Source organism: Flavobacterium pokkalii, from assembly GCF_014596575.1.
Taxonomy (GTDB): Bacteria; Bacteroidota; Bacteroidia; order Flavobacteriales; family Flavobacteriaceae; genus Flavobacterium; species Flavobacterium pokkalii.
In genome coordinates, this window is record NZ_NASZ01000027.1 from 17,096 (window position 1) to 37,416 (window position 20,321).

Sequence of the window (20,321 nt, forward strand, 5' to 3'; positions counted from 1 at the left end):
AACCAAGTTCAAAAGCCAAAGAATAAAAATGATTACAACAGCAAACAGATTAAATACAGTTGAAGAATACTACTTCTCATCAAAATTGAGAGAAGTAAGACAATTAGCAGCAGAGGGAAAACCTATTATCAATATGGGAATTGGAAGCCCAGATTTGGCTCCGGCACAGGCTGTGATTGACGCGGTAACTTTGGCTATGCAGGATGTTAATGCACATGGTTATCAAAGTTATCAGGGAATTCCTGAGTTGAGAAAAAGCATGGCTGATTTTTATCAGAACAATTTTCAGGTAGAGTTAAATCCAAATACGGAAATTTTGCCTTTGATGGGTTCGAAAGAAGGAATCATGCATATTTCGATGGCATTTTTGAATGAAGGTGATCAGGTTTTAATTCCTAATCCGGGATATCCTACTTATACTTCGGTGACGAATTTAGTGGGAGCGGAGGCTGTTTATTATGATTTGGCAGAAGCTAATAATTGGGAACCTGATTTTGAAGCTTTAGAAAAATTAGATTTATCCAAAGTAAAATTGATGTGGATAGGTTATCCGCACATGCCTACAGGAGCAAGAGGAAGTTTGGGATTGTTCGCAAAGTTAGTCGTTTTTGCTAAAAAACATAATATACTATTGGTGAATGACAATCCGTATAGTTTTGTTTTGAATGACAATCCGATGAGTTTGTTACAGGTGGAAGGAGCTAAAGAAGTAGCTTTAGAGTTAAACTCTTTGAGCAAGACTTTTAATATGGCAGGCTGGAGAGTAGGAATGGTTTCCGGAAGTGCTGACTTGATTGATGCTGTTTTAAGAGTGAAAAGTAATATGGATAGCGGAATGTTTTACGGAATTCAAAAAGGCGCTATCGAAGCATTAAAAAGTGACAAATCATGGTTTGATTCCATGAATGAAATATATAAAAAACGTCGCGTTTTAACCGAGCAATTGGCAGAAAAACTTGGATGTAAAGTTTATAAAGAAGGAGTAGGTTTATTTGTTTGGGCAAAATTGCCGGAAGGAATCAAATCGGCTGAAAAGTTCATCGATCAGATATTGCACGAGAAATATATTTTTATTGCGCCAGGAACTATTTTTGGTTCTAATGGAGAAGGGTATATTCGATTTGCATTATGCGTAAAAGAAGAAAAAGTACAGGAAGCAATAAGCCGATTTTAGGTTTTAGATCTCAGATTTTAGTTTAATCAAAGTTTGGAATTTGGAATTTTAAAAGTTTGGAATTTAAAGAAATAAGATGAAAGTATTTGTAATAGGTATTGGTTTAATAGGCGGTTCGATGGTTTTAGACATCAAAGCGCTGTATCCGAATGCCACTATTTACGGAATTGATAATAACGAAAAACATATCCAACAGGCATTAGAGTTAGGTGTTATTGATGTTGCTGCTACAATGGAAGATTTGTCTGAGGCAGATTTTGTAATTGTTTCGGTTCCTGTGAATGTTTTACTTGGATTATTGCCTCAAGTTTTGGATTTAGTTGGTGATAATGCTATTGTTTTTGAAGTAGGTTCTACTAAAAATCCTATTTGTGAAGCAATCGCAAATCATCCTAAAAGAAGAAATTTCATTGCGACTCATCCTATTGCGGGAACGGAATTTTCAGGTCCTTCGGCAGCGTTGAGAGATTTATTTAGAGGAAAAACAAATATCATATGCGAAGTAGAGAAAACAGCTTTTAAATTGCAGGAAAAAGCATTAGAGGTTTTCAGTAAAATGGGGATGCGTATTCGTTATATGGATCCAAAATCGCACGATAAACACATTGCTTACGTTTCTCATTTATCCCACATCAGTTCCTTTATGTTAGGAAAAACGGTGATTAATAAAGAGAAAGACGAGCAGGATATTTTTGATATGGCGGGTTCCGGTTTTGAAAGTACGGTGCGTTTAGCTAAAAGTTCGCCAGCCATGTGGACGCCAATTTTTGAGCAGAATAAAGCGCAGGTTTTAGAATCATTAGAAGAATACATTTCTAATTTGACCCAGTTTAGAGATTTGCTTGTTCAGGATGATTACAATGCAATCTATGAAGAAATGGCGAGTGTCAATAAGATTAGAGAAATATTAAACGGTATGGGCGTTAAAAAATAGGAGTAAAAAGAATAAATATATACAACACAATACAAAATAAATTTTAAAAGATGGAAAACAACAAAGAAATGAGAAATTGGTTGGATGCTTTCAAATTGAATCATCCATTTGTGATAGCAGGACCTTGTAGTGCTGAAACTGAAGAGCAAGTATTGAAAATTGCTCACGAATTGAAAGATTCAGATGTAAGCGTTTTTAGAGCAGGAATTTGGAAACCAAGAACTCGTCCGGGAGGATTTGAAGGAATTGGAGAAATAGGATTAAAATGGTTGAAAAAAGCTAAAGAAGAAACAGGATTGTTGATGGGAACTGAGGTTGCTACAGCTGCTCACTGTAAATTAGCTTTAGAATATGATATCGATGTATTATGGGTTGGAGCCCGTACAACTGCTAACCCGTTTGCAGTTCAGGAAATTGCGGATACATTAGCTGGAACTGATAAAATTGTTTTGGTTAAAAACCCTGTAAACCCTGATATGGCTTTATGGTTAGGTGGTGTAGAGCGTTTACACATGGCCGGAATTAAAAATTTAGGAGTTATTCACAGAGGTTTCTCTACTTATGAGAAAACAAAATACAGAAACATTCCTGAGTGGCAAATTGCTATCGAATTGCAAAACAAATTCCCTGATTTACCATTAATCATCGATCCATCTCACATTACAGGAAACCGTAATATGATTCTTGAAGTAACTCAGGAAGCTTTAGATTTGAATTATGACGGTATGATTATCGAGACTCATAATGATCCTGATAACGCTTGGTCTGATGCTGCACAACAAGTTACTCCGGATGCTTTGAAACAAATTTTGAAAGATTTGAAAATTAGAAAAGTAAGCGGTGATAGTGATTTTGAAAACAAAATGACAAAATTAAGAGCTAACATCGACGTTTTAGATGCTAATTTATTAGAACTTTTAGGAAAAAGAATGAAAGTTGCTGACGAAATTGGTCAGGTGAAAAAAGAAAATAACGTAGCTGTATTGCAAAACAGCCGTTGGAACGAAATCCAGGAGAAAATGGTTGCTGAAGGTGCTAAAAAAGGATTGTCAGAAGAATTTATTACTAAATTGTTCAAATCAATCCACCAGGAAAGTATTGAGCACCAAGAAAAAATTATCAACGGATAATTGAATCCAGATTGAAGATTAACGATTTCTGATTTTAGATTTTTGTTGATTGATAATTTATTAAATCCCAAAGCTTATGTTTTGGGATTTTTTGTTTGTTTTAGAGTCTTCTAAAATTAAAACCCTTTATCTTTGCAAAGAATTTCGATTTAAATCTGTAATCTAAATTCTGCAATCTAAATTCTAAAAATGACAGGAATCGTTTATAAATCAACAGGAAGCTGGTACACGGTAAAATCTGAATCAGGGGATTTTGTGGACTGCAGAATAAAAGGAAAATTCAGAATGAAAGGTATTAAAAGTACCAACCCTATTGCTGTGGGCGACCATGTTGATTATGAATTAGAAGAATCCAATAATCAAATTACGGGGGTTATTAATGCAATTCATGACCGTAAGAATTACATTGTGAGAAAGTCGGTCAATCTTTCGAAACAAACCCATATTATTGCTTCAAATATTGATATCGTTTTTTTATTGGTAACCATCAATAATCCGCCTACGACTACCAGTTTTATCGATCGTTTTTTAGTGACTGCTGAGGCTTATGGGATTGAAGCTGTTTTGGTTTTTAACAAAATTGATACTTTTGATGAGGCTGCCTTAGATGAACAGCTGTTTTTGCAATATACTTACGAGAAAATAGGTTACCAATGTTTGCGTGTTTCGGCTCAGGAACGTAAAGGTTTGGATAAGTTAATCGATTTGATGAAAGGAAAAGTGAGTATGTTTTCCGGACATTCCGGAGTGGGAAAATCTACTTTGGTCAATGCGATTGAACCTTCGCTGAATTTGAAAACTAAACAAATTTCCGATTCTCATTCACAGGGGCAACACACTACTACTTTTGCCGAAATGTTCGACCTTTCTTTTGGAGCTCAAATTATCGATACACCGGGAATTCGCGGTTTTGGTGTTGTAGATATGGAAAAAGCAGAAATCAGTGATTATTTTCCGGAATTTTTCAAACTGAAAGACCAATGTAAGTTCAATAACTGCCTGCACAAAGAAGAACCTAAATGTGCGGTTAAAGAAGCTTTGGAAAACGAAGAGATTTCCTGGTCGCGTTATAATAGTTACCTTAAAATATTGGAAGGTGATGAAGAAAATTATCGCACCGATATTTATGACGAGGATCGAAAAAACAGCGATAAATCCAGAAGTTAATGAGAGTTGTAATTCAAAGAGTTTCTGAAGCGTCAGTTACAATCGAAGATGTAAAAGTAGCTCAAATAAATAAAGGGTTGCTGGTCTTAGTTGGTGTTGAAGACGCCGATTCTCAGGAAGATATTGATTGGTTGGCGGCAAAAGTTGCTAAAATTAGACTTTTTGGCGATGAAAATAATGTAATGAATTTGTCGGTTCAGGAGGTTGACGGCGATATAATTGTGGTGAGTCAGTTTACGTTGCATGCTGCTACCAAGAAAGGAAATCGTCCTTCGTATATCAAAGCTTCCAAACCTGAAATTGCCATTCCACTTTATGAGAGTTTTGTTCAAAAATTAGAACAAGAAATTGGGAAGAAAGTGAAAACCGGACAATTTGGAGCTGATATGAAAGTTAGCCTGATTAACGATGGTCCGGTTACGATAATTATTGATACTAAAGATAAAGAATAGCTTTTGGGTTTTATTTGTTAAATTTGGCATTACAACAAATTTATTTCCTTTTTTAAATCCAATTATTCCTCCATTTTGGCAAAGATTAATCATAATAATTATTTAGACATTATTGATGCTGTCTGGACTTCTGCCAAAGAAAGAGGTATCATGCATATAAATTCTGAAGAGCAAAGTTTTTCAGGAGAAAAATTTACTATCAATGGCAGGGATTTAATAAACTTTGGAACCTGCGGGTATTTGGGGTTAGAAACTCATCCGGATTTGATAGCCGGTTCTATTGAGTTAACCAGGAAATTTGGTACACAATTATCAATGTCCCGAGCCTATATCCGTCCCGCTTATATTCAGGAATTAGAGGAGTTAATGTCTCAAATCTTTGATGGCAATAAGGTAATTTGTTATACTTCAACTTCTAATGCGCATATTTCGGTTATTGCTACCATAATTAAACCGGATGATTTAATTATTCTTGATCAACAAGTTCATTTTAGTGTGCAGTTTCCATGTAAAAATGCCAAATTACAGGGGACAGAAGTAAAAATGATCCGGCATTCTAATTATCAGATGCTGGAGGAGATGATTCGGGAGAATTATAATAAATACAGCCGTATTTGGTATATGGCTGATGGTGTATACTCGATGCACGGCGATTTACCGGATACGGTTATTTTGAAAAATTTGCTTCATAAATATCCTAAACTACATTTGTATTTTGATGATGCGCACGGTATGGGGTGGGATGGGAAAAATGGTGCAGGCTATATTTACGATCGATTAGGAGTTAGCGAGCGTATTGTTATCATATCAACTTTAGCTAAAGGTTTTGGTTGTGTAGGCGGAACAGCCATTTTTGCCGATCCGGAAATGTATCGAAGGACAGATATATTTGGAGGGCCATTAAGTTATTCACACCCATTGTCTCCAGCTAATGCTGGAGCGGCAATTGCTTCGGCTAAAATTCATTTGTCTAATCAAATTTATACCTATCAGTCAGAATTAAAAGATTTAATGGGTTATATGAATCAGAAGTTACAGGAGAAAAATCTAACCAATATTTCTGCGCCAAATTCACCTATTTATTTTATTGGATCCGGATTGAATAAAGTGACACGCAATTTTGTGCATCGTGTTTTACAGGAAGGAATTTATGTAAATACAGCAACTTTTCCTGTTGTGGCTAATGATAAATCAGGTTTGCGTTTTACTCTAACCAGACATAATACAAAAGCCGATATTGATTTATTAGCAGATGTAATGGCTTATCATTTGCCCAAAGCAATAGAAGAAGAAGGTGATAAAATAGAAAGAGTTTATAAAGATTTTGGGTGTAGTTTAAAAAACAAGGAAACAGCTTCAGCAATTGAACCCATTAAAGAATCTAATTTAGTGATTGAAGAATATAGGAGTATTCATGATATCAATGCGGCAGAATGGAATTTGATGTTTGGAAACAGGAGAAATTTAAGTCATACAGGTATGCAGTGTATGGAAGAAATTTTTTCCAATAATGAAAAGCCAGAGGAAAATTGGAGTTTCCATTATCTTATCGTTAGAGATGAAAATGCTAAGATTGTTTTAGCGACATTTTTTACAGGAGCCATTTATAAAGATGATATCGTTGCTCAGGAAAATGTTTCCAGACAAATTGAAGAAATTAGAAAGAATAATCCATATTATTTGTGTTCTAAAACATTAGCTATGGGGTCTTTGTTTTGTGAGGGTGATTTTATTTATCATGATTTAGAGCATCCTGAATGGAGAAATTCGGTTAGTTATATGTTTGAATTTGTTTCTAAAGTGAAAAAAGATATCGATGCTGTAGTTGTCTTTTTTAGGGATTTTGAAGAAGATGGTTTTTTAAATCAGATGTTAGAAGATGAAGGCTATGCCAAAATTAAGTTACCCAATACTAATGTTGTAAGTCTTCCTAAATGGGATACTAAAGAAGAATTACTGCTTCTTTTGGAATCTAAAAATAGCATAAGAAATATTAAGCGTTATGTTTTTAGACATGAAGATCAGTTTGATGTTACTATAAAAAGGACATTGACAAATTCAGAAGCTGAAAAACACTATCAATTGTTTTTAAATGTAAAGGAAGCTAATTATGCGTTTAATTTTTTTGCTTATCCAAAGAAAACGGTAAAAGTTTTATCTAAATACTCATCTGATTGGGAGTTTATGGAATTTAGAATTAAAGGCTCCAATGAATTAATAGCTTGTGTTTGGTCTTTTTTAGGAAAAGATTATTATTGTCCTCTTATTTTAGGTTTGAATTATGAGTATAATGAATCACATCATTTATATAAACAAATTATGTATCGGATGGTTAAAAGAGGGAATGAATTAGGGAAGTTTCAAATCTATCTTGGATTGACAGCTGATTATGAGAAGCAAAAATACGGAGCAAAATCAACTCCTTTTTACGGATATTTAAAAGTTGATAATATATATAACTTGGATTTGTTATCTTCGCTAAGTGATTGAATTTTTAACAATGAGGTTGTCTTAAGAATCTAAGGTTTTATTTAAGGTGTCTTGGTTTTGATTTTATCAGAATATATAAAATTTTAAAAATAGTTAACTTCTATTTTAATAAAAAAGTGATGGCTGTCAAAGAAGTAGAAAATGATTTTATTAAGTTCATGATTGAGGATGGAATTCTTTTTTCTCAATTTAAAACAACGAGTATTGGGACTTTAGAAGATATAAAAGCAATAATTGATTTGCGTCATGAGATATCGGCTGGAGAAAAGCAGTACTGGTGTTATGATTTTAGTGGGATGAAGACTTTTGATAAGGATGCCAGGGATTATGCTGATAAATATGGTCAGGATTATTTACATGCCTGTGCAGTAATTTTAAATTCACATATTACTAAATTCATTGTTAATACTTTTATATTATTAAAAAAACCGGCTGTCCCTTTGAAAGGTTTTTCCAAAAAAGAGGATGCTGTAAATTGGTTAAAAGAATTAAAAAAGAAGAACGAGCAATTTAAATCGTGAATAAATTAATTGCGCATTATCTGTAATTTTGGATTGGATAATCAATATGTTACAATTTTAAAATTATTAATTCTTTGTTTAAATATATAAAAAAGACATAGAAATATTTCAAGTAATATCATGAGAACGGTTGAAAATGATTTTGTTAAATTTTGGATAGAAGACGGAATAATGTATTCTCAATTCAAGAAATTAACGGAAGGCGATAAACAAAAATTAAAGGATTTAATAGATTTACGTCACGAAATATCAGCTGGAGAAAAACAATATTGGTGTTATGATTTCAACGGACTCAAATCTTATGATAAAGATGCCCGCGATTATGCCGATGCTCACGGTCAGGATTATTTATTTGCCTGCGCTGTGGTGTTAAATTCTCATATTACTAAGTTTATTCTCAACACGTTTATGGTCTTGAAGAATCCTTTAGTTCCCTTGAAAGGATTTACCAGAAAAAGTGAAGCAGTGAAGTGGTTAAAAGAGTTGAAGGAAAAAGAACAATTTAACAATAAATAAATGCAGGAAATTTACTTTTTGTAAAATTTTACAGTCAATATTAAGTTATTTATATGTTATTGTAATAAATGATGTTTTTTATCGAAAAGTTCTTATAAAAATAGTTGTTTTAAAAAAAACGATGTATTTTGGCTACATAAAAGTGAGATAATAGATAAGAATAACCTCAAATCTTAAATTAATAAATGTCTAAATCTAAACTGGAACAAATACTGGCTTTAGTACGCTCTATAAACGAAGACGAGTTTCAGGAGCAAATTACTCATGGAGACAGTTTGGATGATGTTTATGAAGAATTATTATTTCTGGCTGAAAAAATTGATTCCAAAAAGAAACGAACAGCTGTGATTATTGAGCAAATATCCAACTGTTTTGCCGGTGATTTTTTTAATTATTTACCCATTTCAGAGGCGCATGATGAGTTGGATGTTTTTTGTATGGGATTTAATACCTACATCGAAGAATTAAAAGCAGCAATGGTTTCTAAAAAATTAACAGAAACTATTAATGAAAAATTAGTCGATGAAAAAGAGCAAACGGAGCAATTAGCGCTGACAAGAGATCAGTTTTTGTCCAATATGAGCCATGAAATCCGAACGCCGCTTAATGGTATTTTAGGCTTTACCGATTTATTGCTCAACAGTCCTGAGTTAGATTCGGAAAGGAAGAAACAATTGGAATACATTAAAATGTCGGGAGATATTTTATTGGTTATTGTAAATGATATTTTGGATTTAGCCAAAATCGAATCGGGACAAATTACTCTTTTAAATAAACCTTTTAATCTGAATCAGTTAATTCGATTAATTAGAGATACTTTTTCGATTAAAACTGCCGAAAAAGAAATTGATTTCAAAATTACTATTGATAAAGAATTACCCGTTGTTTTGAATGGAGACTCGGTAAGAATTTCTCAAATTCTCTTTAATTTAATTGGTAATGCCATGAAGTTTACACCAGCTAAAGGCAAAATCCATTTAAAAATTAAATTCAAAGATGAAGAAGATGATGCTTATGTGGTGAAAATTATAGTTGCAGATTCCGGCATTGGTATTCCTTCTCATCAAATTGAAGATATTTTCAATCCTTTTGTTCAGCTTAGTAATGATGAGGCCAGAGAATATGGAGGTACAGGTTTAGGGCTAGCCATTATTCGGAAAATTGTCGATATTATGAATGGTGAGATTAAAGTAAAAAGTAAGCCGGATGTAGGGACTAAATTTATTGTGACCTTACCTTTTTTTAAAAATGATTATGATTTGTCAGGCTCTAAAGCGGTTTTTGAGAAAAAAGAATTCCGAAAAGCAGAACTGGATATCGATAGAAAAATAAAAGTACTTCTGGCTGAGGATAATCGAATCAATCAGATTTTAGTACAAAAAGTATTGTCGAAATACAATATTGATTGTGTGGTGGTAGCTAATGGGAAATTGGCACTGGAAGCACTTTTGCATCAGGATTTTGATTTGATTCTGATGGATTTAATGATGCCGGATATGAATGGTTATGAAGCTGCTTCGGCCATTCGTGCATTGAAAAATCATTCGAAAAAAAATATTCCTATTCTTGCTCTTTCGGCAGTGGTTACTTCTTCAGTTACCGAAGCCTGTAAAGCGGTAGGTATCAATAAATATCTTTCAAAACCTTTTGAAGCAGAAGAACTTTATAAAGCAATTATTGAGTTGATTGCGAATAAATAATAGTTTAATTAAAGAATAAATTTTAGAGTAAATGAATCTTAAAAACGCCCAATTAGACGTAGATACCTGGATAAAAGAACACGGTGTTCGTTATTTTAATGAATTGACTAATATGGCTCAGCTTACAGAAGAAGTAGGTGAGGTAGCCCGAATTATTGCCCGTCGTTATGGGGAACAATCTGAGAAAGAAAGTGATAAGAATAAAGATTTAGGCGAAGAACTGGCCGATGTGGTTTTTGTGGTTCTGTGTTTGGCGAATCAAACAGGGATTGATTTACAAGCGGCTTTTGATAAAAAAATGGATCTAAAATCGGTACGTGATAAAGACCGTCACAAAAACAATGAAAAATTGAAATAATTATCAGTTGTGAATTATGAATTGTGAATTGGGAGTGCTAAATTGCGCCTTCAAAATTATGAATGTTAAAAACGCAGGAATAATTATAATTCATACCTAATAATTTTCTAAAATGAATTTACTACTACAAACAACCCATTCTAATCTAAATGCTCAAATAGAAGTAACAGGATCTAAAAGTGAAACCAACAGATTGTTGTTGTTACAGGCATTATTTCCTAATATTACTTTGAGCAATACTTCTAATTCTGACGATAGTGAGGTAATGCAAATGGCTTTGAGTGGAAATGAAGAAGTAGTAGATATTCATCACGCCGGAACAGCAATGCGTTTTCTTACCGCATTTTTTGCTGTAAAAGAAGGGCGCGAAGTAATTTTAACTGGTTCCAGTCGTATGCAGGAACGTCCGGTTAAAATTTTGGTGGAAGCTTTACGTCAGTTAGGCGCTGATATTTCTTTCCTGAAAGAAGAAGGTTACCCGCCGATTAAAATCAAAGGACAAAAAATCACTCAATCTAAAGTAACGATGGCAGCTAATGTGAGCAGTCAGTATATTTCGGCTTTGTTATTGGTAGCACCAAAATTAGAAAACGGAATTGAGTTGACTTTAGAAGGAGAGATTACTTCTATTCCTTATATCAAAATGACTTTGGCTTTGCTAAATGATTTGAATATTCAAACCAGTTTTGAAGGCAATGTGATTAAAGTGTATCCAAAACAAGAAGTAGAATCGAAAGAAATGACCGTTGAGTCCGATTGGAGTTCGGCTTCTTACTTTTTTAGTTTAGCGGCACTTGCTGATGAGGCAAATATTACCTTAAGCAGTTACAAACAATCCAGTTTACAGGGAGATTCGGCCTTGGTTTCTATTTATAAAGAAATGGGAGTGGAAACGCAATTCAACGGCAATAGCATTACCTTAACTAAAAATAAAAAGTTCAAATTTCAAGATGTAACTTTCGATTTGAATAATACTCCGGATATAGCTCAAACTATAGTGGTAACCTGTCTTGGTTTAGGAATCGGATGTCATTTGACGGGACTTCATACTTTAAAAATTAAAGAAACGGATCGATTGGAAGCCTTGCGAATTGAGTTGAGCAAGTTAGGAGCTAATATTTCTGTAACCAATGACAGTTTGACTTTGGTCGCTACTTCAGAGATTAATCCGAATATAAGAATAGGAACTTACAACGATCATAGAATGGCAATGGCATTTGCGCCTTTAGCTTTAAAAGTGCCAATTATTATCGAAAATGCCGATGTGGTTTCTAAATCTTACCCTGATTTTTGGACAGATATGGAAAAATTAGGTTATAAAGTTTCCGATTTAATAGGTTAAACATAGCTTTTATTTTTATAAAACACTGATGCTTCGGAGGTTTGTTGTTTTAATTTTAAATTAAACAGCAAAATACTTGACATCGCCTATTTCACAATCGTATATTTGCAGCCGATTATAATATTAAGAATCAAACCTTAAGACTTATAACTCATAACTTATAACTTTTTTGAATGAAATTATCACATTTTAATTTTGACTTACCAAAAGAACTTTTAGCTGAATTTCCGGCTGAAAACAGAGACGAAGCTCGTTTAATGGTAATTGATAGAAAAAAACAAACTATCGAACACCGAATGTTCAAAGACATTATCGATTATTTTGATGATGGAGATGTAATGATTTTGAATAATACCAAAGTTTTTCCAGCTCGTTTATACGGTAACAAAGAAAAAACAGGGGCAAGAATTGAAGTGTTTTTGCTAAGAGAATTAAATGCTGAACAACGTCTTTGGGATGTATTAGTAGATCCTGCCCGTAAAATCAGAATTGGAAATAAATTATATTTCGGTGATGATGATTCGTTAGTGGCTGAGGTTATTGATAATACCACTTCCCGCGGAAGAACTTTACGTTTTCTTTATGACGGTTCTTACGAGGAATTCAGAAATAAATTGACTGAACTTGGAGAAACTCCAATCCCTAAATATATTAACAGAGAGGTAACTCCTGAAGACGCTGAACGTTATCAAACGATTTATGCTAAAGAAGAAGGAGCTGTGGCTGCGCCAACGGCAGGTTTGCATTTTTCTAAGCATTTATTGAAAAGACTGGAAATTAAAGGCGTGAACTTTGCCGAAGTTACACTTCACGTAGGTTTAGGGACTTTTAATCCGGTTGAGGTTGAAGATTTATCAAAACACAAAATGGATTCTGAAGAGTTAAAAATTACTCAGGAAGCCTGTGATATTGTAAATGAGGCTAAAGCCAAAAGAAAACGTGTTTGTGCGGTAGGAACCACTTCTATGCGTGCTATTGAAAGTTCGGTTTCTTCACAAAACACCTTGAATCCGTATGAGGGATGGACTAATAAATTTATCTTTCCTCCACACGATTTTAGTGTGGCTAACTGTATGGTGACTAACTTTCATACACCAAAGTCAACTTTGTTAATGATGATTTCGGCATTTTGCGGTCATGATTTAATGAAGAAAGCTTATGAAGAAGCCATCAAAGAAAAGTATAAATTCTATTCTTATGGTGACGCAATGTTAATTCTATAATCACTATAAAAGGTTAATTCATAAAAAAAACCCCGTCAGGAATGACGGGTTTTTTTGTAGTTATATAAGTTGTTTTTAGTCTACCTGATAAACCAGCTTTACTGTAATGGTAGCTGTTTTGTTTTTGGATTGGGTGTTGAAAGAACCTCCGTATGAATAATCCTCAGAAGAATTTTGTCCAATTATTTGAAAAACGCCCATGTCTGATTTTTTTAGATTTCCCAGCTTAGCATCAGCATTCTCGGCAATACTTTTGGCTCTGGTGCTGGCATCTTTAGTTGCTTCGGCTATCATTTTTATTTTTAATTCAGCCAGTTTAGTATAATAATATTCGGGAGCATTAGAATAAAATTCAATTCCCGAATTAATTAATTCGCTGGATTGTCGGGATATTTCTTCAATTTTATTGACCTCTTTAGACTGTATACTTACGCTTTGCGTTAATGTGAAACCAGTAAATGTACTTTGTCTTAGTGTTCCGTTTTCGTTGTAAGTGGTCTCAAAATCTTTATTGAAATTTACTGCCGAAAAGACAATTTCACTTGATTTAATTCCTTTGCCGGCTAAATAACTTTTGATTTTGTCCCTGTCAATATCCAGTGAAGCGTAGGCTTCTTTTAAAGTGGTGCTTTTTCGTGAAAAAGATCCGCTCCAAACAATTAAATCTGAAACAAAATCAGTTTTTCCTAATCCGGTAACGCTTATCGTATCAGTGTTTTTATTACGATTTTGGAAAGCATTTGAAAATAAGTAAGCCGATATTACAACGGCCAAGGCAATAATAATGACACCTGAATTGTTTTTAATCATAGCTAAATGTTTTTAATTCAGTCAAATATAATTAAATGAAGATTGAAATGTAATAATTTGATTGCATTTTTTTATTTGTAAGTGTTTCGTAATTCAGTTGTTTCTTTTTTTAATTATTTTTACCTGACAAAAGAAAACTGCATTATGATTTTCGAAAACACGAAAGCTTTTGCCCAACAATTGGACGCCCAGGACAGCTTACATAAATATAGAGATGAATTCCATTTTCCAAAAGTGAATGATAAACAAGTTATTTATTTTACTGGAAATTCATTAGGCTTGCAGCCCAAACGAGCAAAGGCTTATGTTGATGAAATTATGAATGACTGGGCTAATCTGGCTGTGGAAGGTCATTTTTATGCCGAAAAACCCTGGTGGGATTATCAGGAAAGATTTTCGAAACCTTTGAGTAAAATTGTAGGTGCTAAGCCGGCCGAGGTTACGGTGATGAATACGCTAACGGTCAATTTACATTTGTTGATGGTTTCTTTTTATCAGCCTGATGCCAAACGATTCAAAATTATTTGTGAAGAAAAAGCATTTCCTTCTGATCAGTATATGTTGCAAAGTCAGGTGCAATTTCATGGATTTAAGCCTGAAGAAGCCATTGTTGAAATAAATAGAAGGGAGGGCGAACATACTATTTGTACCGAAGATGTTATTGCAAAAATCAATGAAGTAGGTGACGAATTGGCTTTGGTGTTAATTGGCGGAGTCAATTATTACACCGGGCAGGTTTTTAATATGAAAGCAATTACTGCAGCCGGTCATCAGGTTGGTGCTTATGTGGGTTGGGATTTAGCTCATGCTGCCGGAAATGTAAAATTAGAATTGCATGACTGGAATGTTGATTTCGCGGCCTGGTGCAGTTATAAGTATATGAATGCAGGTCCTGGAAATGCTTCGGGTTGTTTTGTGCACGAAAAACATCATCATAATGCCGACTTGCCCAGATTTGCCGGCTGGTGGGGACATAATAAAGAACGTCGTTTTAAAATGGAACCTAATTTCGATCCGGTTCATGGAGCTGATGGCTGGCAAATCAGTAATTTGCCGGTATTGTCTTTAGCGCCTTATCTGGCTTCTGTTGAAATGTTTGACGAAGTAGGAATGGACGCTTTAATTGAAAAAAGAGATCAGCTTACAGCTTATTTAGAATTTACTCTTCACGAAATTGACAAAGAAGTGCAAGGGAATTTTGAAATAATTACACCTTCAAATCCGTCCGAAAGAGCTTGTCAGTTGTCTGTTTTTCTGCATGGTGAAGGACGCAGCCTGTTTGACTACTTAATGAAAAATGGTGTGATTGTCGATTGGCGTGAACCAAATGTAATTCGCCTGGCTCCGGTTCCGTTATATTGTTCTTTTGAAGACATGTACAATTTTGGACAAATATTAAAAAGAGGAATTTTAGAGAAATAGCTGTTTTATAAAAAAGTAAAAGTCCCATGAGAATTAATTTTCAAGGGACTTTTTTGTGGTTAAGCTATTTGTAGTTTTGGTATTTCAATGTTGTTGATTTCATTTTTTAAAAGTTCAAATTGTTTTGAAATTTCTTTTTTGATGGTTTCAAAATTCGAAATGACAGCAAAAAGATTTTGGTAATACCCAATTCCTTCTAAAAGATTGGATTTGAAAGCTTCCAGTTTTTTAGTTTTGGCATTATTGATTTCTTCTCCAATAGTCTGGATGTCATTTTTTAAATAATCGATGTACATTTTTAGTTCCTTTATAAAAAAATGAGGGCGGTTTGGATTTTGTAAAACCGAGTCGTTTCCATAAATATGCTGAATCATTTTAGCAAGAGAAACTTCCTGATTAAAATAAGCAATATTAGGTCCCGGACAAATAACCACTCCCTGATCCTGTCCTTTTATTTTAATGTTGTTTTCTAAATAGGAAGCATTGGCTAAGCCAACACAAAGACAGGATTTTACCGTAATGTTTTGTTTGGCTTTTTCATAATTTTCTAAGGAGATATTATTTTTATTCGCTTCTAATTCTTTCAGTTTTGAATCCTGATATTTTTTGGAAGCGGTACAAATTCCGTTGCCTTGGTTATCTTTATTCAGAGCAAGAAACTTTTTAGGGCAGGAACTACCGGCTTTGTTTTCTTCAATGCGTCGTTGTTTTATTTTTTCATTGGTTGTTCCTCGCAAAGTGTTAAACGGAACGCCTAAAGGAGAAATCTGACTTAAGTATAAATCTTCTTCTTTGGCATCAATTAATAAATCACGGGTATTTTGATCTACCGAAGTAGCTTCGGGAACTAATAGAAACGGTGAACCCCAGCCTACAGAGTCAACCTGATAATAATTTAACAAAAAATCGTGTTCCTCTGAAGTTCCAACTCCTCCCTGAACTGTAATTTTTAATTCTAATGGTTTGTCCGGAATTCTTTTTCCTTTTTGTTCTAATGCTTTTATCATCAATTCATGAGCCGATTCGATGAGTTGTGTTTTCTTTTGTTTGAATTCTTCTAAGATAGGTCCTAATAAAAAACCTTCGGTTGCAAACGCATGTCCGCCGCAATTTAATCCGGATTCGATTCGGTATTCAGAAACCCAAAGTCCTTTTTTGGCTAAGAAATTACCCTGTATCATAGCCGAGCGAAAATCACTGACTTTGAGTACAATTTTCTTTTTTAAATGGTTGTTTTCATCTGGGAAAAAATCTTCGAAATTTTCAAAATAGCTGTATAATCTTGGATTCATTCCGGCCGAAAGTACAATAGAAGAATTCACGGTGCTATTAGCAAAACCTCTCAAAGCAGCATGAGCATCATTGTAAATTACAGGCAATTGTTCGTTTTTGTCGAAATTGTCTTTGTCTAATTTTGTCATGATGTTCACATCAATCGAACCGGCTGAAAGTTGTTTTTCAATATAGTTTTGGATGTTTTGTTTCCAGTTTGTTCCTTCATCAAGAAAAGCTTGCAGCCCTTTTTTAATTTCGGATTTGTTAGGTAAAATAGCAATGTAATTTTCTAAAGCTTCTTTGCTTTCGGCTAATTCATTTTTGAAATTTTCAAATTTTTCTTTTACTATTTTGTCAACAAAGTTTAAATAAGAAGTAATGCGTTTGGCTCTGTAATCGGCAACTTTTTTCGAAATTTCCTGATAAGGTACATTGAATTTTTGATGATAAAAAGCATTCATTTTTTCAATCAGTTCATCATCAGCCAGCGATATTGCCGAGGAAATTCCATATTGCGCTACGCGAATCGGGCTGTCTATGGTGTAGGCAAGCCCCATTACCGGAATATGGAAGTTATGTAGCGGTTTTTGAATCTTTGTCATGTTCATACAATCATTTTTAATTTGCGCAAAGTTTGTAAAAAGGATTTGCTTAAAAGCTGATAAATATCATGTTGGTAACGAAGTGTTCGGTGCTTTTTTATTAACTGTAAATTGTGTCTTTGTATAGAGGTTTTTGGGAATTACAATCTGAGACAAATAATAAATTAGTAATTTTGGTTAACACTTTTATAGAAAAAACATGCAGACTCCTAAAAAAATAGCAATAGTAGGTTCCGGATTAGTAGGTTCATTATTGGCTATTTATTTAAAAAAAGCGGGACACACGGTTCATATTTATGACAGAAGCCCGGATATTCGACAAATTCAATTTTCGGGACGTTCGATTAATTTGGCAATGTCAAATCGGGGTTGGAAAGCTTTGGATGGAGTAGGAGTAGGCGATGCTGTTCGTGAAATAGCAATTCCGATGGATAAAAGAGCAATTCATTTGGTTGACGATTTGAAATTTCAAAATTACGGACAGGAAGGCGAATGTATTTACTCGATTTCCCGCGGAACTTTGAACCGTAAAATGATTGATTTGGCTGAAGAAGCAGGTGCTGAGTTTTTCTTTGAGCAAAAAATTTGGGATGTCACTTTGGCAACAGCAACTTTGCATATTGGTGAAACTGAAAGAGGTGCCTGGGAAGAGCGACAGTATGATTTAGTTTTTGGTGCCGATGGTGCATTTTCCAGAATTCGTCATCGCATGCAACGTCAGAGTATGTTTAATTATTCGCAGGAGTTTTTGAATATTGGTTATAAAGAATTGAACATTCCGGCTAATGCGGATGGTTCTCATAAGTTGGATAAAAACTCTTTTCATATTTGGCCTCGTGGCGAATATATGCTGATTGCTTTGTCTAATTTGGACGGAAGTTTTACCTGTACCTTGTTCATGCCTTTTGAAGGAGAAAATTCATTTGCTTCATTGACCGACAGAAAAGAAGTAGAGGCTTTCTTTGAAAAGAATTTTCCGGATTCAGTGGAAGTTATTCCCAATTTAGCCGAAGATTTTTTTAAAAATCCCACCAGTACTTTGGTGACTATGAAATGTTTTCCGTGGACTTATACTGATAAAATTGCTTTAATAGGCGATGCCTGTCATGCGATTGTGCCTTTTTACGGGCAGGGAATGAATGCCGGTTTTGAAGATATTACTGTTTTAAATGAAATGATATTGGAGTTTGGTGATGATTGGGAACGTGTTTTTTCGGAGTACCAAAAATCCAGAAAACCCAATGCTGATGCTATCGCGGAACTTTCATATCGAAATTTTATTGAAATGGGGACTAAAACGGCTGATGATAAATTTTTGTTGCAAAAGAAAATTGAAAAGTGGTTTTCAGACAAACATCCTGATAAGTGGATTCCATTATATAGTCGGGTAACTTTTAGTGATCGTCCTTATGTAGAAGCTTTGGCTTTGGGCGATTTTCAGAATGCAATTATGGAAAAAGTTTTAAAAATGGATAATATCGAGAATATTTGGAATTTTCCCGAAGTCGAAAATAAAATTTTAGAACTTCTGCGATCTCAATCGTAATAATCAATGGTAATAACAATTGCAATTTTAAATTGTTATTGCCATTGATTATTGTAATTGGTTTATTTTTTTAGAATTTTAGAAAGTATTCCAAAAGCACCTCTGATAAAAGTGGCACTGGTAAGCACTTTTAGGACCGATTTTCCAACGACTTCTGTTGTACTCGGACCTTGCCTTTGAGTTGTTCGGGCTTGTTTGCTTTCTTGTTGTTCGGCTTCTTTTTTGTTGTTTTCAGCTTCTATGTCGGCAATTTTTTTGTTGAGCATTTCATAGGCACTTTCGCGGTCAATATTTTCGCTGTATTTTTTTACCAACTTCGATTTGTTGTTAATTTCCTGAATTTCGCTTTCTGTTAAAACATCCATTCGGCTCATAGGGGCTCTTAGCATGGTTGCGGCAAGAGGCGTAGGAATACCTTTTTCGTTCAATGCTGTAACCAGTGCTTCTCCAATCCCAAGGCTGGTAAGAACTTCGCTGGTATTGTAAAATTCAGAAGTCGGGTAGTTGTCGGCAGTTTGTTTTATTTCCTGACGGTCTTTGGCAGTAAAAGCTCTCAAGGCGTGTTGGATTTTTAAACCTAACTGCGCTAAAATTCCGCTGGGAACATCCATTGGGTTTTGGGTGATAAAATAAATTCCGATTCCTTTAGAACGAATTAATTTTACAATGGTTTCAATTTGTTCCAAAAGCGTTTTGCTGGCTTCTTTAAAAATAAGATGTGCTTCGTCAATAAAGATTACTAACTCAGGTTGTTCGGCATCGCCTTTTTCGGGCATTTGTTGGTAAACTTCGGCTAATAAGCTCAGCATAAAAGTGGAGAATAATTTAGGTTTGTCCTGAATGTCGGTCAAACGAAGAATGTTTACATAGCCTTTTCCGTTTTCGTCAATTCGCATTAAATCATTAATGTCAAATGACATTTCTCCAAAAAAGAGTTCGCCGCCTTGTTGTTCTAATTCTATAATTTTTCGAAGAATAATTCCTGTTGTCGAAGTTGATATTTTTCCGTAATTTTCAGTGATTTCTTCTTTTCCTTCTTCATTTATATAGTTGATGACTTTTTTGAAATCTTTTAGGTCTAATAACGGCATTTTATTGTCATCACAATATTTGAAGATAATAGATACTACTCCGGCCTGAGTGTCGTTTAGATCCAGTATACGGGAAAATAACACGGGACCAAATTCAGAAACAGTTGCCCGCAGACGGACTCCGCTTTGTTCGGATAGACTTAATAATTCAACGGGGAAACTTGTGGTTTGGTAGGGAATGTTGATTTTTTGATGTCTTTCAGTTATAAAAGATTTTTCTTCACCTTCTTTGGCTATGCCGCTAAAATCTCCTTTGATATCCATCATTAAAACCGGGATTCCAAAAGAGGATAATTGTTCCGAAAGAACCTGAATTGTTTTGGTTTTACCAGTTCCTGTTGCACCGGCAATAAGACCATGTCTGTTCAAGGTTTTTAATGGAATTTTTACATGTGCATCGGATAAGGGCTGTTTGTCTAAAATAGCTCCTCCAAGTAAAATGCTTGCTCCTTTAGAGGTATATCCCTGGTTGATTTCTTCGATGAATTTTTCATTTCTGTTCATAAAAAGAGTGTTTTTATAAGTTGGAAATTATATTGTTATTGTTTTTTAATGTGGTTAAAATAGC

Annotated in this window: 17 protein-coding genes; 14 read left to right on the top strand and 3 right to left on the bottom strand. The window is 34.3% G+C overall.

Going from position 1 to position 20,321, the window contains the following annotated elements; all coding sequences use genetic code 11:
• The first annotated feature begins 28 nt into the window (after positions 1 to 28).
• The 12 genes from B6A10_RS14445 to queA all read left to right on the top strand — a co-directional run bounded on the left by B6A10_RS14445 (position 29) and on the right by queA (position 13,007).
• Positions 29 to 1,174 (top strand): pyridoxal phosphate-dependent aminotransferase, encoded by a 1,146-nt coding sequence (locus tag B6A10_RS14445; protein ID WP_188221427.1) that lies wholly within the window; start codon positions 29 to 31, stop codon positions 1,172 to 1,174.
• Between the two features lie 76 nt (positions 1,175 to 1,250).
• Positions 1,251 to 2,108, top strand: a complete 858-nt coding sequence (locus B6A10_RS14450) for a prephenate dehydrogenase (RefSeq protein ID WP_188221428.1) — start codon at positions 1,251 to 1,253, stop codon at positions 2,106 to 2,108.
• Between the two features lie 50 nt (positions 2,109 to 2,158).
• Positions 2,159 to 3,238 (top strand): bifunctional 3-deoxy-7-phosphoheptulonate synthase/chorismate mutase type II, encoded by a 1,080-nt coding sequence (locus B6A10_RS14455; protein WP_188221429.1) that lies wholly within the window; start codon positions 2,159 to 2,161, stop codon positions 3,236 to 3,238.
• Positions 3,239 to 3,427: 189 nt separating this feature from the next.
• Positions 3,428 to 4,405, top strand: a complete 978-nt coding sequence (rsgA, locus tag B6A10_RS14460; RefSeq protein WP_055094611.1) for a ribosome small subunit-dependent GTPase A — start codon at positions 3,428 to 3,430, stop codon at positions 4,403 to 4,405.
• Entirely contained in the window at positions 4,405 to 4,857 is a 453-nt protein-coding gene (gene dtd, locus B6A10_RS14465; RefSeq protein WP_188221430.1) for a D-aminoacyl-tRNA deacylase, read from the top strand. The genes rsgA and dtd overlap by 1 nt, the downstream gene beginning before the upstream one ends.
• A 75-nt stretch (positions 4,858 to 4,932) precedes the next feature.
• On the top strand, positions 4,933 to 7,347 hold the full coding sequence (locus tag B6A10_RS14470) for an aminotransferase class I/II-fold pyridoxal phosphate-dependent enzyme (protein ID WP_188221431.1): 2,415 nt from the start codon (positions 4,933 to 4,935) through the stop codon (positions 7,345 to 7,347).
• 119 nt (positions 7,348 to 7,466) lie between these two features.
• A complete protein-coding gene (locus tag B6A10_RS14475) occupies positions 7,467 to 7,868 on the top strand; it encodes a DUF7793 family protein (RefSeq protein ID WP_055094617.1) in 402 nt (133 codons plus the stop codon).
• A 120-nt stretch (positions 7,869 to 7,988) separates the two neighbouring features.
• Entirely contained in the window at positions 7,989 to 8,384 is a 396-nt protein-coding gene (locus tag B6A10_RS14480; protein ID WP_055094619.1) for a DUF7793 family protein, read from the top strand.
• 185 nt (positions 8,385 to 8,569) lie between these two features.
• The gene (locus B6A10_RS14485; RefSeq protein WP_188221432.1) at positions 8,570 to 10,084 is read left to right on the top strand and encodes an ATP-binding protein; all 1,515 of its coding nucleotides are present in this window, start codon (positions 8,570 to 8,572) and stop codon (positions 10,082 to 10,084) included.
• A 31-nt stretch (positions 10,085 to 10,115) separates the two neighbouring features.
• Entirely contained in the window at positions 10,116 to 10,442 is a 327-nt protein-coding gene (locus tag B6A10_RS14490) for a nucleotide pyrophosphohydrolase (RefSeq protein WP_035661076.1), read from the top strand.
• A 112-nt stretch (positions 10,443 to 10,554) separates the two neighbouring features.
• Positions 10,555 to 11,784, top strand: a complete 1,230-nt coding sequence (aroA, locus tag B6A10_RS14495) for a 3-phosphoshikimate 1-carboxyvinyltransferase (RefSeq protein ID WP_188221433.1) — start codon at positions 10,555 to 10,557, stop codon at positions 11,782 to 11,784.
• Positions 11,785 to 11,957: 173 nt separating this feature from the next.
• Positions 11,958 to 13,007: a tRNA preQ1(34) S-adenosylmethionine ribosyltransferase-isomerase QueA gene (gene queA, locus B6A10_RS14500; RefSeq protein ID WP_026715075.1), complete on the top strand. Its 1,050-nt coding sequence runs from the start codon at positions 11,958 to 11,960 to the stop codon at positions 13,005 to 13,007.
• A gap of 75 nt (positions 13,008 to 13,082) precedes the next feature.
• Here the strand turns inward: queA and B6A10_RS14505 are convergent, their stop codons facing one another.
• Positions 13,083 to 13,817, bottom strand: coding sequence for an SIMPL domain-containing protein (locus tag B6A10_RS14505; RefSeq protein ID WP_188221434.1), 735 nt, complete (start codon positions 13,815 to 13,817; stop codon positions 13,083 to 13,085).
• A gap of 144 nt (positions 13,818 to 13,961) precedes the next feature.
• On the opposite strand from B6A10_RS14505, the gene kynU reads away from it, so the two are divergent.
• On the top strand, positions 13,962 to 15,239 hold the full coding sequence (kynU, locus tag B6A10_RS14510) for a kynureninase (RefSeq protein WP_188221435.1): 1,278 nt from the start codon (positions 13,962 to 13,964) through the stop codon (positions 15,237 to 15,239).
• Positions 15,240 to 15,298: 59 nt separating this feature from the next.
• Here kynU and B6A10_RS14515 read toward each other — a convergent pair whose 3' ends face one another.
• Positions 15,299 to 17,116: a hypothetical protein gene (locus B6A10_RS14515; RefSeq protein ID WP_188221446.1), complete on the bottom strand. Its 1,818-nt coding sequence runs from the start codon at positions 17,114 to 17,116 to the stop codon at positions 15,299 to 15,301.
• A 199-nt stretch (positions 17,117 to 17,315) separates the two neighbouring features.
• Here B6A10_RS14515 and B6A10_RS14520 point away from each other — a divergent pair, with 199 nt between their 5' ends.
• Positions 17,316 to 18,662, top strand: a complete 1,347-nt coding sequence (locus B6A10_RS14520) for an FAD-dependent oxidoreductase (protein ID WP_188221436.1) — start codon at positions 17,316 to 17,318, stop codon at positions 18,660 to 18,662.
• A gap of 62 nt (positions 18,663 to 18,724) precedes the next feature.
• Here the strand turns inward: B6A10_RS14520 and B6A10_RS14525 are convergent, their stop codons facing one another.
• On the bottom strand, positions 18,725 to 20,257 hold the full coding sequence (locus tag B6A10_RS14525) for a helicase HerA-like domain-containing protein (protein ID WP_188221437.1): 1,533 nt from the start codon (positions 20,255 to 20,257) through the stop codon (positions 18,725 to 18,727).
• Positions 20,258 to 20,321: the final 64 nt, after the last annotated feature.

Excerpts from the sequence above, each read along its gene's own strand:
- B6A10_RS14520 (WP_188221436.1), top strand. The coding sequence starts at position 17,316 with ATGCAGACTCCTAAAAAAATAGCAATAGTAGGTTCCGGATTAGTAGGT.
- B6A10_RS14515 (WP_188221446.1), bottom strand. The coding sequence starts at position 17,116 with ATGACAAAGATTCAAAAACCGCTACATAACTTCCATATTCCGGTAATG.
- rsgA (WP_055094611.1), top strand. The coding sequence starts at position 3,428 with ATGACAGGAATCGTTTATAAATCAACAGGAAGCTGGTACACGGTAAAA.
- B6A10_RS14525 (WP_188221437.1), bottom strand. The coding sequence starts at position 20,257 with ATGAACAGAAATGAAAAATTCATCGAAGAAATCAACCAGGGATATACC.
- B6A10_RS14485 (WP_188221432.1), top strand. The coding sequence starts at position 8,570 with ATGTCTAAATCTAAACTGGAACAAATACTGGCTTTAGTACGCTCTATA.
- B6A10_RS14450 (WP_188221428.1), top strand. The coding sequence starts at position 1,251 with ATGAAAGTATTTGTAATAGGTATTGGTTTAATAGGCGGTTCGATGGTT.
- kynU (WP_188221435.1), top strand. The coding sequence starts at position 13,962 with ATGATTTTCGAAAACACGAAAGCTTTTGCCCAACAATTGGACGCCCAG.
- queA (WP_026715075.1), top strand. The coding sequence starts at position 11,958 with ATGAAATTATCACATTTTAATTTTGACTTACCAAAAGAACTTTTAGCT.
- B6A10_RS14455 (WP_188221429.1), top strand. The coding sequence starts at position 2,159 with ATGGAAAACAACAAAGAAATGAGAAATTGGTTGGATGCTTTCAAATTG.
- B6A10_RS14475 (WP_055094617.1), top strand. The coding sequence starts at position 7,467 with ATGGCTGTCAAAGAAGTAGAAAATGATTTTATTAAGTTCATGATTGAG.
- B6A10_RS14480 (WP_055094619.1), top strand. The coding sequence starts at position 7,989 with ATGAGAACGGTTGAAAATGATTTTGTTAAATTTTGGATAGAAGACGGA.
- B6A10_RS14505 (WP_188221434.1), bottom strand. The coding sequence starts at position 13,817 with ATGATTAAAAACAATTCAGGTGTCATTATTATTGCCTTGGCCGTTGTA.
- B6A10_RS14490 (WP_035661076.1), top strand. The coding sequence starts at position 10,116 with ATGAATCTTAAAAACGCCCAATTAGACGTAGATACCTGGATAAAAGAA.
- B6A10_RS14445 (WP_188221427.1), top strand. The coding sequence starts at position 29 with ATGATTACAACAGCAAACAGATTAAATACAGTTGAAGAATACTACTTC.
- dtd (WP_188221430.1), top strand. The coding sequence starts at position 4,405 with ATGAGAGTTGTAATTCAAAGAGTTTCTGAAGCGTCAGTTACAATCGAA.
- aroA (WP_188221433.1), top strand. The coding sequence starts at position 10,555 with ATGAATTTACTACTACAAACAACCCATTCTAATCTAAATGCTCAAATA.